Origin of the sequence: Paenibacillus sp. PAMC 26794 (assembly GCF_000316035.1) — a bacterium.
GTDB lineage: Bacteria > Bacillota > Bacilli > Paenibacillales > Paenibacillaceae > Paenibacillus.
The window spans coordinates 1-14,865 of the sequence record NZ_ANHX01000022.1; the positions used below are offsets into that span (position 1 = coordinate 1).

Sequence of the window (14,865 nt, forward strand, 5' to 3'; positions counted from 1 at the left end):
GATTTTTATTATTTCTTCGATAATATTGCACCCATTTCGAGAAAGTGATATTCATTATTTGCTCCTAAAATGTAATAGGTTTATGTCAGATAACGTTCATGTATTCACGAACCCCGAAGGGGTTGTCTGCTGAAAAGCCTCTTCGAAATCCACCTCGCAGACCAAGGCTCCGAAGGGCCGCTGCTTGAATATTATGTTAGGCGATGCCAGCCTAAATTCCTCCTCACAATTAATTCCTTGTCCATGTTGCTCGGGTATATCCTATTCTCATACCCACTCTTTCCATATTCCGATGGCTTTGCGAGCCAAATGAGCACTGACTAACAATGAGATTACAATTGTTGTAGGTATCATGAATTCGTCTAAGTAATAAATTTGTTTGAAATCCTTTATTTCGATATTCAGGTAGTGTTGTCGCAAATGTTAATGAAGCAACATTGTTCTCTATATACATTACAGCTACTGCAACTGGATAGCCCTGATCCAACCCCAAATAATAGTGCCATCCAGGACGGGAAAACAGTACTCGGTTATTTGCAGCTACGTGTTCTTTCCCATCAAGTGATAATCCTGTACCTAAACAATGAATTCCTGCATATGTATCGAACTCATCTTCGAGTAGTTCACGAATTTCCAGTTTATGATGATCAAACGAATTTAGATTTCCAGGTTCACAAAAAAGCGTTGTATGAAAACCTGATTGATAAAAGCCTATATTATGGAGTTTTTTCATAACTTCTTGATTTATATTACCCGGGATGACTTGAATCTCAAAATTCCTTTCCCGCTCATTATAAAAGTCTAAGATATCTTCAATGACATCTTCAGAAATCCTTCCCTTTACATTATTAAAAAGACCCCATGGCATCGTTTTACTATAAAACGCCGTGCTCTCCCCGAATCGTTTTATTTCAATTCCCTCAGGGTTTCCTTCTCGTTCTCTAATTGCAGTCATTCGATCAACCATATAATTAATTTCAGATTTTTCTAAAATATCCGCTAGTTCCAAATTCAATATCATTCAATTTATCCCCTTCCTTGATCCGCATATAATTATACAATTACTCCTGAGTGGTTTCGTATAACGTTCCTGTATTCACGACCCAGCATATGCTGGGTGTCCGGCGAATGCCGGACCAAGGACGTATGTCCGCAGCGTGAATATTATGTTAGACGAAGTAGACTGTAGGCTCACATACTAAGAGCCTCCCTCATAAATTGGTTTGGAAATTTTTTTAGCTTTACTAAGGGAGTCGCGTTGTTCATTTTATTTAATTCGATGATGTTCATTTCTTGTATGGGTAAATAGTCTTCAATCATGAATTCAGTCATTTTAACCATGTCTATCATTGATCCAATGACGCTTCTATCATACGTTTTCATGAACTTAATGCTGTTTGCATGACTGATATAGTTGTTAATTAAAGGTTCAGAGATTCCTTCTGCTTTTAAATTTTCTATCAGTGCATGGAGAAATATCTCTTTAAAGTTTTTATAGTGCTCTTTTCTTATTCCAAACAAAATAAAGCAATACCTTGTCTTATTATTCATAATAATTAAATTATTCTTTTTAGCCATTCGAAATACATTGGCATGCCACTTGTAGAGTTCGTCCTCTAATTCGTTGTCTGGTTCTTCGACAAAAGAACTAGCATCAAATAGCTTCTTGGTACATGAGATTGTTATCATATATATATGCCCTTTCACAGTCTATTTCGTCTAACATTATATCTACGAACTTCGTAAACACCTCTCTTTTCAAACAATATCCGAACTACATATAATATAACCCAAATTAATCCATATGCGAAGTCACGAACATACTCAAAAAAAGCAGCCCCATTGCGAACTGCTCCATTTGTTAGAAAAGACTAACCTGTTGGATGCAGTTTAACATTTGGGCTGCTCTTTCTTCACTCAACAATAGAAGATTACCGATATCCTTCAGTGATCAACCTTTGCTCCCCTTCACCTAAAACATTTACTTCGCTCCGCTACTCCACACCACACGCTCACTCATGGCTTTGTGCTGTGCAATCAGACAGAGTTCTGCCGCTTTGAATGCATGTTCCTGTGTCATGGCGGTCTCGGTCCGGTCCAGACAATCGCGAATGAGCTGACCGAAGAACGGATAACCGACCTTCCCCTTCACGCTGTAGCGAAACTCGCCTTCATGGTTTACCAGATAGACCTGATCTCCTTCCGGTTCTCTCGCTACATCGATGTACTTCCGCAGCTCGATATAACCGTCCGTTCCCAGAATAACTGTACGCCCATCGCCCCATGTGCCCAGACCATCCGGTGTGAACCAGTCCACTCGGAAGTAACCGGACGCTCCGTTGTCCCCGATCAGAGAAGCTTCGCCGAAGTCTTCCAGTTCCGGGAACTGTGGGTGATTGAAGTTATGCACACGACTGAACCCTACCTCAGCGTCCGTACATGATGCAAACGTCAGAAATTGTTCGATCTGGTGACTCCCGATATCACAGAGAATACCGCCATACTGCTCATGTTTGAAGAACCAGTCGGGTCTTCCTCCAGCATTCAGGCGATGCGGGCCTGTGCCCATAACTTGCACTACTTTGCCGATTGCCCCTTGTTCGATGAGCTGCCCCGCATAGATCGCACTTTCTACATGCAGTCGTTCACTGTAATACACCATGTACTTTTTGCCTGTTCGCTTCACTTCTTCTCGTGCAAGCTTTAATTGCTCCAGCGTGGTAAATGGGGCTTTGTCTGTAAAATAATCCTTGCCTGCGGCCAGAACTCTCATGCCAAGCGGTGCACGATCTGAAGTGATCGCTGCACTTGCCACCAATAACACCTCATCATCGGCGAGCACTTCGGCTTCCGATCCAGCGACTTGAGCCTGTGGGAACTGCTTCTGAAATGCGGCTACCTTCGCCGGGTCTGGATCATATACCCACTTGAGGGTAGCTCCAGCCTCCAACAATCCCCCAACCATACCGTAGATGTGTCCATGATCCAGTGCAACAGCAGCAATCGTGAACTCACCCGGACCACATACGACCTCTTTTGTAACACTTTTCGGTGCATAAAACATCCCGTCTTTAGCCATGTCATCCCATCCTTATTATAAAATGTTGATTACAATGAACTCTTCTTATATGACATCTTCATTTAAACGTCTGACTCAGATCAGCAGGTTGACTGCCACTGAATGCCTTGTCTTTCTTCGTCGTTGAACCAGCAATGCGTTCCTGCAGATGCTCGTAGAACAGATCCTCATCGATCGGCAGATCCACCCAGTTATCCGTCCAGGTGGACAGCAACATAGCGTTCGATAACGTCAATCCGTGTATACCATCCTCACCGGGAGCAATAAGTGGTACGCCTGTACGAATCGCATCAACCCAGTTACGAATCAGACCCGGGTGACCCGTTTCCACACCTGTAATCGGAATCTCGCATTTCCAGCATTCTGGCTGTCCAAAACCTCCGGTAAACCGCTGATTGAATTCAGGCTCAGATTCCCGAAGTCGCCAGAACGTAAGTTTTCCGTCTTCGATCACAATTTTACCTCGGTCTCCGTTGACCTCAAATCGGTTCGTACCCGGTGCTTCACCAGTAGTCGTTACAAAGACACCTGTTGCTCCATTTTCATACTCCACATAACCTGTTACATCATCTTCCACTTCAATATTCCGATACTTGCCAAACGAACAGAAAGCACGCATTCGTACCGGCATCATGCCGATGGTCCACTGCCACAGATCCAGTTGATGCGGGTCCTGGTTAATCAGTACACCGCCACCTTCTCCTGCCCAAGTTGCCCGCCAGCCGCCGGAATCGTAGTAACTTTGGGATCGGTACCAGTTCGTAATAATCCAATTGGTACGCCGTACCTCTCCAAGCTCCCCTGAAGCAATCAAGTCTCTCAGTTTAATGTAGAGTGGGTTGGTCCGCTGGTTGTACATCATGGAAAAGACTTTGCCGCTGGCTGCGGCCGCTTCATTCATCTTGCGTACCTGTTTCGTATACACACCAGCCGGCTTCTCGATCATGACATGCAAGCCATGCTGGAAAGCCTGAATGGCCTGTTCCGGATGATCATAATGCGGCGTTGCAATAATGACTGCATCAATTGTACCCGAAGCCATCATCTGCTCAGCATCCTGCCAATAGGTTACCGTTTCCGGAAGATGACTGGATACCCAGCTCTCCATCTCTCTTCTTACATCACATACAGCGACCAGCTCTGCACCGGGTACTTCTCCAGCCACCAACGTTCTGGCATGTGCTGCTCCCATGTTTCCAATACCAATAACCGCTACTCGTACGATACTCATGACTGCTCCTCCTCGTCCACACGACGCTCAATTTCGGCGAAAACGTCTGCAAAATGCTGTAACATCGCCTTGGATTCCAAGGCACCACTAAAGTCCTCTATTCCGTAATATCCGTTATACCCGACGGCACGAAGATCCCGCACCATCTGTACCCAATCCACCATGCCTTCAGTCAGCGGCGTCCAGTGACATTTCCAGGCTGTATTCAGAGCCACTCCGCTGCTCTTCTCAGTCACATTAGCCTTTTGCGAATCTTTCCCTTTTGCTTCAAACCACCCGGCATTTTTCACATGTACATGAGCCAGATAAGGGCCCAGCAACTCAAGTCCCATTCGATGATTCTCATATCCTTCATGTACCATATTGCCTGGATCGTACAATACACCCACATGCTGCGGGTCGAGCGATTGCACAAGCCGATAGGCCAGCGATGCCGTCGGTGCTATCGTCTGATGATGCGTCTCTACAATCGCCTTGATGTTGTACTGTTTGGCCAAATCCTGTACTTCACTCAGATATTCAACGGCTTTACGATACAACTCAGGATAACTGGTCTTGCGATCATATCCAGGAACACCCACACGCATCATAGATGCTCCTAAACCAGCCGCAGCCTGAAACGCTTGCTTGGTGGCAGACAGATCTTCACAGTTCAGATACGGTACAAGTGCGATGGATTTTCTACCTTGCCCTAACGCTGCTTCACGAAAAACAGGAACCTGTTCCTCCCAGCGGCTCGGATCTACCGAGCATCGATTATTTCTCCAGTAAGAAGGCTCTTCAGATATAGCATCTTCAGGAATTCCACGGAATCTCCACTCAATTCCATCAATCCCCGCTGCTGCCGCAGCCGATGCCAATTCTTCTGCATTCAGATCAGGGGTAGCCACGGTGAATACAGACAGTTTCATCATGATCCATCTCCTCATGTAAACGTATTCATTTTATGTCGTAAAGGCATTGTATCACTCCACTGAACGTCACCATAGGGGAAAACGCCAACAGATGAATGACAGATAACGAACAGAGCACATTCCCCATTCAGAGATAACTTCCAAGAAGAATGATGTGATCAAAAGCAAAAAAGACATCGATGGAACAGATTTGAATTCTGCTCAAAGATGCCTTGTACAATAATCATATATATAAGATGAAATTTAAGGAAAAGGTTCCCTTTCAGTTATCCAGTCGCCACTTCAGTAGCTGGTTCTGGTTCTGGCTCTTGTACTCGTCCAACTTGCAACCAGCGCATATCTCTCTAATCCCGATCAAAGAATACGTGTTCAGCCTGTATTTTACCCTGATCTATTGTCATGATGCCAAATGAGTATTGCTTCTGAAAACGCCGATCCGTAGGCGACCCCGGATTAAATACCAGTGTGTTTTCGACGGTATGCATCACCGGGATGTGTGAGTGTCCGTAGATCACAGCATCCACATGCTGGCCTGCAAAGGTATGAATTGCATTCTGCTCCGTACCCTTTGATCCCAGATGACCGTGCACAAGCCCCAGACGAAGTCCTTCCACTTCAACAATACGGGAATATCCCAGTTTTTCAGCGATTTCGGACGGGTCCGTATTACCAGCTACACCTTCAACTGGTGCATACTCACTAAGCAATGGGTATACGCTCCAATCTGACCAGTCACCAGCATGAAGAATGAGATCGGCACTGGGCAGTACATCAAGAAGCCTAGCCGGTAATTTCCGTGATTTACGTGGACAATGCGTGTCGGAGATTACTACAATTTTCATATAACAACCCACCTTTCCTTCGTCCTTATTACAATCTACTCTGTCTGTGATGGAACAGCTTGCATCTGAGTACAGGAGCGTTCCATATCTTCAAGTGTAATGGATGCAAAGAACTGCTCCACCTTCGCCTCGGCAACCTGATACAGATTGGTCAGCAAGCTGTCTATATGCAAGCCCACTTCACAATCCGGGTTACAATTGCCGTGAATCGGGAACAATGGACCTTCATCCTTGGCAGCCTGATAGATCATAGCTAATGTGATTTCACTTGATGGCTTCGCTAAGTAGAAGCCTCTTGTTCCAGGAGAGGAGTTCACCAATCCTGCCTTTTTCAGCCCGCCCAGAATACGTCTGACGACGACAGGGTTGGTATTCACGCTACCTGCAATATGTGCAGACGTGATTCGTTCAGGCGCGCTGAGTGACAATAACAACAAACAATGCACACTGACCGAAAAATGAGTACTCATGATTAACCACCTTTATTTAATATAATCCAGGACATGCTGACGTTATTCAGAGAACAGATCCTTTTCGGGACGTGCTCTGATCTTGAGCTGTCGCACACTGTATTCCAGTTGTTTCACAATATCATCCAGTTGTTTGCGATCAATCTTGGTCGGATCTTCCACCGGTTTCGCGGACGACTTGAGATCGCGGATCGTTAACTGCTGTTCTTGCCATTTGTCCATCAGATCTGCAATATTGGCATAGAAACGTTCGTAATCTTTGATGACTAGGTCAAGATAAGCATCTACCTCATCCGGATCATAACCACGAAGTTTATAATTAAATTGTTTTTCATGTATCGATAACGCATCTAGCTGCACACCCAATTGTTTGAACAATTGTCTCTGTTTATCCAATCTTCGTTTCATATGTTCATCCATATTGACAACCTCCATTATAAGCCAAGCCGTGTTTCTATTTCCTGTGAAGAACATACGGCATTTTCTCTCTCTATTTTTTATAACACATAATCCGTCAGATATAAAACGATACAGCCCTATTCCTCACGAAAATGATTGCTTTTCATCCAATTCGGGTAAAGACTCACTACACCCCACAACGGGAAAGGAGCATGTCCTTATGAGTACATTAACTAAAGATCAACATCAAATACTGAAAAACGCCCTTTTGGAGCAACGTGAAAACTTGCAGCGTCATTTTGAATCCAGCATGGAAGACGGTGCTCCGGCCCAGTCGCTGAAAGATTCAACCGGTGAGCTGTCCTCCTATGATAATCATCCGGCAGATGCTGGTACAGAAACATTTGAACGCAGCCGTGATCTGGCGATTGACGATACATTAACAGGCGAATTCAATCAAGTGAACGACGCATTGGAACGTATGGAGCAAGGTACATATGGAACCTGTGTAACGTGCGGAGAAGATATTCCCTTCGAACGACTTGAGGCTATCCCTTATACCGCTTACTGTATTGACGACACACCTAATCGGGAGATCAGCAACGATCGACCCGTTGAAGAAGAAGTAATGACCATGCCTCCGAGTGGTGCTGGAGAAGGAAGACAGCAGCGGGCCGGCAAGTTCGACAACGCAGATGCCTGGGAAGCGGTCGAAGAATATGGTACATCTAATTCACCCGCAACCGCAGCCAAACGTGATGTGAAGGGCTACGATGAGAACATGTAACTTCGTTATGAACTGAAACGGTAAGCGTCAAAATTGAATTGGATTCAATAGGCTGCTCCACCATTTGCCTTCCTTATCACGCATTAAAAAGCCGCCATTGGGCGGCTTTTTCTAGTTTTCTCCAAAACGTCTCTCACGTCTGCCGTTACTTGCTTCCAGCGATAACGCTGAACCCATATATTCCGTTCGTTTATTCTTCCGACTCACTATCAGATGATGCAGATTCCTGCCGCTTAGACACAGATCGAGACGTTTTCGGAGTTGCTTTACCCTTACTGGAAGTAGCTTTCTTTTTCTCTTTTGCATCTGTCTTAGAAGCAGGTATTTTCACTATAGGTTTGGAGAGCGCTGAGAATAACTGAAAGACCTCATGTTCACCTTGTCGATTCTCTTTTGTTGTATAGGGTTCACAGAGTTTTATGATGTTTTTATACAACAGCTCTACTTCCTCACGGGTTGCATACAGCGTGATGTCCGAGAGAAACATCCGATCTTCATTTTTCGCATGATACATGAATCGCTGACGACTTTGTTCGAACATCTCATTTAATAATTTGAGCGTCTCAGATCGAAACACCTGCTTCAATGGTGAGTTTTCCTTGTCTTCATCTTCGTGACGGAGATGGATCTCTCCGGTGAATGGTTCGTAGTATTTTGCGATAATCCCATTAATCTCACGTGTGGAAACGATCGTCAGCAGACCAATTTTCTCCAGCTTTTTTACATGATAGTGAACTTTGGCTGGCACCTCACCCATCTGGTCGGCGATTTCTTTGACAGTGGATGGTCTACCCTGCTTGTTAAACATATTCATAATCTGTATCCGATACGGATCGGAGTAGATTTTAATTTCTTCAATTGTTGAAAGAACCTTGTGCTCCATCCCTGTATCCTCATTTCCGGGGTACCTGTTGTCCATCGATGTCTCTATTATACTGCTGCGTAAGGACTTCGGTCAAAACGAGCCAGAAATGACTTGATGCAGAAAATCGGCTAATGATCACATCTGAGTATCTTCACAGAGCACTTCTAAAACTTTTGCTAAATAACAGCATACCTGCTGACATGGCTAGCATAATACCGAAGACAATAAACAGAACAGGCATGGTCATCCAATCTGCAAGTGCTCCCGAAGCCAGACTCCCAAGGGGTGCAACACTCAAGACGAGCATACTCTGAAGGGCATACACTCTGCCCAGCATCTCCGAAGGGGTAACTTCCATAAGATAGGTGGCCAGCGGTGTTGTAGCCAGCGGAATCCCCATACCCATCAGTAGACAAAAGGCCGCTGCAACCGGCAGTTGGAAGGAAGTCATATAAGCGGGTAATGCCGTCATCGCATAACTGAGACCCAACATGACAATACCGCTGATGACCAGCACACTTTTACGATAATTCGCTCCCCTTTGTGTCAACCATACACCACTAAGCAACATACCTCCCACCATCAGCCCACTGAGCAGACTTAATCCCCCAGCGCCAGCATGCAGCGTTTCAATGACATAGGGTGTACGAAGAACATTAAACGGCATCAGGCAGAAATTAACGAAGGCAAACAGGATGGAGACAATTAACAGTAAGGCATGTTTACGGAGAAAATGAAAAGCTTCCGCCATTTCGGAAAATATGCTACTTTTGTCGGATGAAAGAGAATTCATTTCAGTTGATGTTTTATTTTCATTGTTAGCAGATGTTAAAACTTCAGGGTAGCCTACTCGGCTCATAATTAAAGCACTTAGCGCAAACAACCCCGCATCAATCAGGATCGTCCAGGCAATGCCTATTGTAGCAATAAGGGCACCAGCCACTGCAAGTCCTGCGAGTTCGGCCACTCTGGTTGCGGAAGAGGACATCGCATTACCTGAAAGCAGCATTGATGGGGGAAGCAATCGGGGGACACTGGACACTTCTGCAGGACTAGTGAAGCATTCCAGCAAAGAATTCAGAATCGTCATGACAAACAGATGCCAGACTTCAAGTTGGCCCAATCCAAACAGTAGAGCTGTAATACCCACCAACAACCCGCGACCCGTATTCGTAATCACAATCACTTTTTTGGGAGACATGCGATCAACCAAAGCCCCGGCGAACAGTCCCAGAAGGATATTGGGCAAAAAATTCACCGCCAGCAACGTACCCATCAACACTTTCGAACCGGTTAGAATGTATACCATCCAACTGTAAGCAATCGAATCAATCGAATCACCAAATCTGGATACAACTTTACTAAGCATAAATTGCATGTACGGTCTGATTCGTATTAACTCACCCATACCTTGCTTGCCAACCGCTGTGTTATCGCTCATCCCTTTTCACTCCTCAACGTTAAAATATTTTTCATGTTAATTTTATTTTAACGTAAGTTATGAAGAAATCAATACCTCCGTGAAAATAATTTTAACGACAAGTAAGTAAAGTAAAAAATCCGCTCTGCTTTCAGAAGATTCGTAATCAACACAAGGACTTTTTGAACAAGCTCCTATAACAAAAAAAAACAGACCACAAGTGGTCTGCTCGGCTGGACGGATTGTATTAGAACTGCCTTTATTTGCTGCCTACTTCTCAACACGCAATTGAAACGCAGACTGTTCAGCCTGTACCTCCAACATCAAATCACGTACCCGGACTGCTTCATTCCCTAGTCGTTCTTCGCTGATTTGAAAGTTGGTCCATTTTAACTCTAGTGGAAGTTCAATCGTACCCGTCAGGCAATCCCACAGAGCGTCGAGATTACCGCCATAAAAATCCGGCAGCTTCAGCTTGTCCTTTAATTGTTGATGAAGTTCAGCGCTACTAGCAAAGTCTTCTCCATCCAGAATCACGGTATTCATCGCTGCTCCTTCCTCTATTTCAAACGTGTAAATGATGCATAGTGATCTGTCGTTTTGTAGATGAGTCCATCATTGGAGTACACAATCCGATCCGAATTACGGAAGCCGGAAGTATAGTTAATATCCGCTTCGCGCCATGTACGTCCACTTGCTGAAGGCAGAAGCCCCTCGCGATTGCCAAATACGTCTCCGCCGATGCTTTTCCCAGGAGCGACGACAGCCAAGTTTCCTTGTGAAGCTACCCAGCCGAGTCCTGTTGCTTGTGATTTGGTAATAAAGTTACATGGCAACGTTCCGTTTGCACTCAAATAATTTGCTACACCCGTAAACGTATTGATGATGGTACATGTTGCAGCAGATGCCTTCTGCTGTCCGACTGGAGTGAACTGTGAACCTGTGAGGAAAACAAACGTTAACAACAATGCCAGTAATGCGGTGGATATCAACTTTTTCATCAATCCGGCCTCCCGATCCTTCAAAGTAGATGAACGTTGTCACGATATGCATTCTACAAGCTGAAACTCTCTAGTTGTACGTCCTGCTAGATTATAGTAAACAAGTCATCTCATGACTATTTATATCACATCATTTTGGTAGAAATATCAAATGAAGACGTTTAAATTGTAAAATATTATAATTATAACATTTTAAGATAGAAAAAAGACTCTCATCCCTGAAGATGGAGTCTGTATTTACTAGTATGTTTAAACTGACTTGATCTAATCTAATCGATCAGTTGCACACGTTGACGAGTTCGAGCCGATTCCAGGCACGCATCAATCACGCGCATGTTTTGAATGGTATTTTCCGGACTGAAAGGTAGAGCTGCTCCATCAAGCACAGCCGTTGCAAACGTCTCTACCTGAAGCACATAGGAATTCGATACCGATACACGCTCCTCACGGCTGACCGAATCAGTGTGTACAATAATCTGAGGTGGAATATCACTGTTCTCCCAGCCAAACACTTTTGGAAGTTCAATCCGCCCTTCCGTCCCGAGAATCTCCATCTCCGCTCGTCCTGAAGCCCACATGCCACAGTCAAACGTTAAGGCTACCGAATTCGGAAATTCTACCAGTCCCGACGCCATCATATCCACTCCATCATGCTCGTCCGAGAATAGAGCGTGTACGGTCACCGCTTCCGGTTCCTGTCCCAGATACATCCGGGCTGCCGAGATCGGATACACGCCAAGATCGAATAATGATCCGCCGCCCATCTCTCTTTTGAACCTTACATTTTCCTTGTCATCAGCGGTATTACAGGTAAAGTTACCATGGATGGCTCTGACAATGCCAATCTCTCCACTAGCTATAATCTCTTGCACACGTCTGTGCTTGGGATGATAACGATACATAATTGCTTCTGCAAAAAGAACACCATGCTGCTCACACGCCTCAATCATTTCTGCGGATTCATCTGCATTCAGGGCAGCTGGTTTCTCACACAACACGTGTTTGCCAGCCTGTGCCGCTTTGATGGTCCATTCTTTGTGCATATGGTTAGGCAAAGGAATATAGACGGCTTCAATGTCCGGATCAGCGATGAGCTCTTCATAACTGCCATATGATCTGGCAATGCCCAGTTCTTCGGCAAGGGTTTCCGCCTTTTCCTTGCTGCGGCTGGCAATCGCCAACACCTCACCACGTTCAGACTGCTGGATTGCCGGAATGACTGCATTTTTGGCAATGGTTGACGTACCGAGTACCCCCCACTGTAACTGTCTGTTCATGCTCATCTTCCTTTCATACCGTAATTGTCCTCTTCTGCCTTGTGTAACATGCCGAGACAACGATCCAGATCCGTTTTGACCTGTTTCTTGTATAACTCAGCTTTTTCCGCACCATCATCCGTGAAATGATATAAAACGATTTCCTGAAAATCGACCTTTGGATCATTACCTTTAAGTTTCTTCGTGCGATAAAAAACACCTTGCTGTACCAATTCATGCAGTGCCCGATATACCTCGCTCTGGGGTGGTACGTAACCGTAGTCTTTGAATTCCTGCTTCATCGCCTCCAGCATCTCGTAACCATACCCCCTGTGCTGTTCAACCATCGTAATCAGATACAGCTTGATAAATGCCCGCTGTGCAATCATAAAAGCCACGTTCATTCCCCTCCTGTCAGAACCTATATATCTAGTATTATAAAACTTATGTTCGGGTTCTGCCATCTTTCTCCGCTTTGCCTCCCTTTTATCCAACTTCAAAGAAGGTGAGAAAGAAATCGTGTGGATACGAAATAACCTGAGGAAGCACGGAAAAAGGTTTTCTGTTGTGAATTTTTCATGTAATGAAATTTTAATTTTTATTCAAAAGAATCAATTTCATAATACCTTTAGCTGCTTAAATCAAGGCTGGATATAGATCGAAACGGTTCAATTTGTCTATATCCAGTTACAGAAATCCATTTTTAGTGAGGTATGAAATTGATTCAAAAGTTTGTGTATTTCAGGGCTCAGGGAGTCGTGCGATCGAATTTTAATGACAAGAAAGTCTGTGCAAAAGCTGTAATACCTGTGCTCCTGTATCTTGTGTTCGTATACTCTCGTACTCCCGTACACTTCTGTGCGGCTGTGGTGATCTATTATGAATTTTTCATATGTTGATATATTCATTTGTCGCGGACAGACTTCGGTACGGTTCCCACAATCCATTTCCCCCAGCTCACGCGAGAGATAAGCCATGTCAGTACACAGGATAATGTGAGAGCCAACAACCAGGTAATAATCATTCGAACGACAGGGTTCCAACCCATAGCAACATAAAACAGTTCATCCGGAATGTAGCTATACCGCAGCATCAACATATGCATCAGATATCCGCCATACGATACACCACCAATCCATCCCAGCAATTGTGTAACCCTGAGGTTATGAAGTTTGCCAGCCAGCTGGTACATGACCATGATCGAAGCAATCAGAAAGAGCGCCATATCAGGCCGGATCAGGCTGACTGTGTAGAATGTAATTTTGATTCCTTCCGGCTTCTGAAACTCCAGCATTAATAAATAAGTAAACCGCAGACCCAGAACAATAAACACTGTCCAGTATATCCAGCGCAATCGATGAATCCATTCATTCCAGTGCTGGACGGATAACCCCGCGGCTGCACCTAGCACAAAATAAATAAAAAAATAGAGGAAATTGCGGTCTGCATACGTTGTAAAAGCATCTGTCAGCACCGGGATATTCAGCCGTTCCATGAATTTGGCGATGTTTCTTAATTGATCCGCAAGTACAAGATACACCACACCAGAAATCAATAATGCGATCAAGCGCCCCTTGGCCTCATATCGGTTATATACATAACGAATGGCACGCAAGAAGAGCGGAAATAACAGATAAAACTGAATCAACATAATGATGTACCAAAAGTGTGAAGTCGTTTTGCCCGTAAGCAACTTCAGGCCTAGGTCTGGAATGTCATTCCATCCGAATCCGGTCCAGCCCCGCGGTGCAAGTGTAAAGTATATGAGTGACCAGATGAGATAAGGCACGATCACGTCGTTTACTCTTTTTCTCATAAACTGGCCATAATGCAGCTTGTCTCCCGTGTTATAAAACAGCACCATACCTGTTATGAATATGAACAAAGGAACGGCAAATTTGGAGAGCATCAGCAGTATGGCCAGTAACACGCCATCCTCCAGTCTCGTTTCCGGGACCAGAGAGTAATGTGCGATGGAATGCTGGAGAACCACCGCTCCAAAGGCAATTCCCCTTAAGCTTTCTAATTCTGTAATTCGTTCTTTGCGAGGCATACCTTCAGCCATCCTTTCTTGGTTTTACGATAAAAACAAAGTACAATGAAACCGTATATTTAATGAACGGGGTTGATTCACATTTCTTTAACAGACAAAGACGTAACCACTACCGATTCCAAGTATGTCCAACAACATCTGGCTAACGAGCGAACTTTTCTGGCCTGGGTACGCACCGGTATTGCCATGGCGGGCATCGGCTTTCTTGCTGCCGGATTCGGTTTCAATTCGTCGGCATATGATCGACTTGCACATATTGCGGCGATTATTACGGGTATCACTTCTCTGATTGGCGGCATATCCATCATTGTGTATTCGGCAGCAGCGTATCATCGGAAGCGTACACAAATCAATGAACAGACGTTTCAGGCATCGACCGGATTAATCCGGTTTCTTACCATGATGCTACTGGTGATTGGACTCGCTTTGGCTGTACTGTTATATGTATTGTTATTCCCTGCTTGACTGGGTAAAAACACCATCCGACATTATTGACACCCACCCCTATGCAACACAGGGACAAAAGCCGGCTTCCCTTAAGGAAACCG

17 protein-coding genes are annotated in these 14,865 nt (G+C 44.7%); 2 read left to right on the forward strand and 15 right to left on the reverse strand.

The window, feature by feature from the left end:
* Positions 1-229: 229 nt before the first annotated feature.
* The 8 genes from D829_RS0111540 to D829_RS0111575 all read right to left on the reverse strand — a co-directional run bounded on the left by D829_RS0111540 (position 230) and on the right by D829_RS0111575 (position 6,956).
* Positions 230-1,021 (reverse strand): hypothetical protein, encoded by a 792-nt coding sequence (locus D829_RS0111540; RefSeq protein ID WP_017689047.1) that lies wholly within the window; start codon positions 1,019-1,021, stop codon positions 230-232.
* 170 nt (positions 1,022-1,191) lie between these two features.
* On the reverse strand, positions 1,192-1,689 hold the full coding sequence (locus D829_RS0111545) for a hypothetical protein (RefSeq protein ID WP_017689048.1): 498 nt from the start codon (positions 1,687-1,689) through the stop codon (positions 1,192-1,194).
* Positions 1,690-1,981: 292 nt separating this feature from the next.
* Positions 1,982-3,079: a Gfo/Idh/MocA family oxidoreductase gene (locus tag D829_RS0111550; RefSeq protein ID WP_017689049.1), complete on the reverse strand. Its 1,098-nt coding sequence runs from the start codon at positions 3,077-3,079 to the stop codon at positions 1,982-1,984.
* 58 nt (positions 3,080-3,137) lie between these two features.
* Positions 3,138-4,310 carry a Gfo/Idh/MocA family oxidoreductase gene (locus D829_RS0111555; protein WP_017689050.1) on the reverse strand — a complete coding sequence of 391 codons (1,173 nt, stop codon included), beginning with the start codon at positions 4,308-4,310 and terminating at the stop codon, positions 3,138-3,140.
* Complete coding sequence (locus D829_RS0111560) at positions 4,307-5,221, reverse strand: sugar phosphate isomerase/epimerase family protein (protein ID WP_026081132.1); 915 nt, start codon at positions 5,219-5,221, stop codon at positions 4,307-4,309. The genes D829_RS0111555 and D829_RS0111560 overlap by 4 nt, the downstream gene beginning before the upstream one ends.
* A gap of 347 nt (positions 5,222-5,568) precedes the next feature.
* Positions 5,569-6,066 (reverse strand): metallophosphoesterase, encoded by a 498-nt coding sequence (locus tag D829_RS0111565; protein ID WP_017689052.1) that lies wholly within the window; start codon positions 6,064-6,066, stop codon positions 5,569-5,571.
* Positions 6,067-6,101: 35 nt separating this feature from the next.
* Complete coding sequence (locus tag D829_RS0111570; RefSeq protein ID WP_017689053.1) at positions 6,102-6,536, reverse strand: Rrf2 family transcriptional regulator; 435 nt, start codon at positions 6,534-6,536, stop codon at positions 6,102-6,104.
* A gap of 42 nt (positions 6,537-6,578) precedes the next feature.
* Positions 6,579-6,956: a DivIVA domain-containing protein gene (locus D829_RS0111575; RefSeq protein WP_017689054.1), complete on the reverse strand. Its 378-nt coding sequence runs from the start codon at positions 6,954-6,956 to the stop codon at positions 6,579-6,581.
* A gap of 199 nt (positions 6,957-7,155) precedes the next feature.
* Between D829_RS0111575 and D829_RS0111580 the strand changes: the two genes are divergently transcribed.
* Positions 7,156-7,722 (forward strand): TraR/DksA C4-type zinc finger protein, encoded by a 567-nt coding sequence (locus tag D829_RS0111580; protein WP_017689055.1) that lies wholly within the window; start codon positions 7,156-7,158, stop codon positions 7,720-7,722.
* A 190-nt stretch (positions 7,723-7,912) separates the two neighbouring features.
* Here the strand turns inward: D829_RS0111580 and D829_RS30890 are convergent, their stop codons facing one another.
* The 7 genes from D829_RS30890 to D829_RS0111615 form a co-directional block, all read right to left on the reverse strand.
* Positions 7,913-8,605 carry a helix-turn-helix domain-containing protein gene (locus tag D829_RS30890; protein ID WP_017689056.1) on the reverse strand — a complete coding sequence of 231 codons (693 nt, stop codon included), beginning with the start codon at positions 8,603-8,605 and terminating at the stop codon, positions 7,913-7,915.
* A gap of 133 nt (positions 8,606-8,738) precedes the next feature.
* Positions 8,739-10,028 (reverse strand): MFS transporter, encoded by a 1,290-nt coding sequence (locus tag D829_RS0111590; protein WP_017689057.1) that lies wholly within the window; start codon positions 10,026-10,028, stop codon positions 8,739-8,741.
* Positions 10,029-10,277: 249 nt separating this feature from the next.
* Complete coding sequence (locus D829_RS0111595) at positions 10,278-10,553, reverse strand: barstar family protein (RefSeq protein WP_017689058.1); 276 nt, start codon at positions 10,551-10,553, stop codon at positions 10,278-10,280.
* Positions 10,554-10,567: 14 nt separating this feature from the next.
* A complete protein-coding gene (locus tag D829_RS0111600) occupies positions 10,568-11,008 on the reverse strand; it encodes a ribonuclease (RefSeq protein WP_017689059.1) in 441 nt (146 codons plus the stop codon).
* A gap of 269 nt (positions 11,009-11,277) precedes the next feature.
* Positions 11,278-12,285 (reverse strand): Gfo/Idh/MocA family oxidoreductase, encoded by a 1,008-nt coding sequence (locus D829_RS0111605; RefSeq protein WP_017689060.1) that lies wholly within the window; start codon positions 12,283-12,285, stop codon positions 11,278-11,280.
* Positions 12,286-12,287: 2 nt separating this feature from the next.
* On the reverse strand, positions 12,288-12,662 hold the full coding sequence (locus tag D829_RS0111610; RefSeq protein ID WP_017689061.1) for a helix-turn-helix transcriptional regulator: 375 nt from the start codon (positions 12,660-12,662) through the stop codon (positions 12,288-12,290).
* 506 nt (positions 12,663-13,168) lie between these two features.
* The gene (locus D829_RS0111615) at positions 13,169-14,317 is read right to left on the reverse strand and encodes an acyltransferase (protein WP_017689062.1); all 1,149 of its coding nucleotides are present in this window, start codon (positions 14,315-14,317) and stop codon (positions 13,169-13,171) included.
* Positions 14,318-14,389: 72 nt separating this feature from the next.
* Between D829_RS0111615 and D829_RS0111620 the strand changes: the two genes are divergently transcribed.
* A complete protein-coding gene (locus D829_RS0111620) occupies positions 14,390-14,782 on the forward strand; it encodes a DUF202 domain-containing protein (RefSeq protein WP_017689063.1) in 393 nt (130 codons plus the stop codon).
* Positions 14,783-14,865 lie beyond the last annotated feature (83 nt).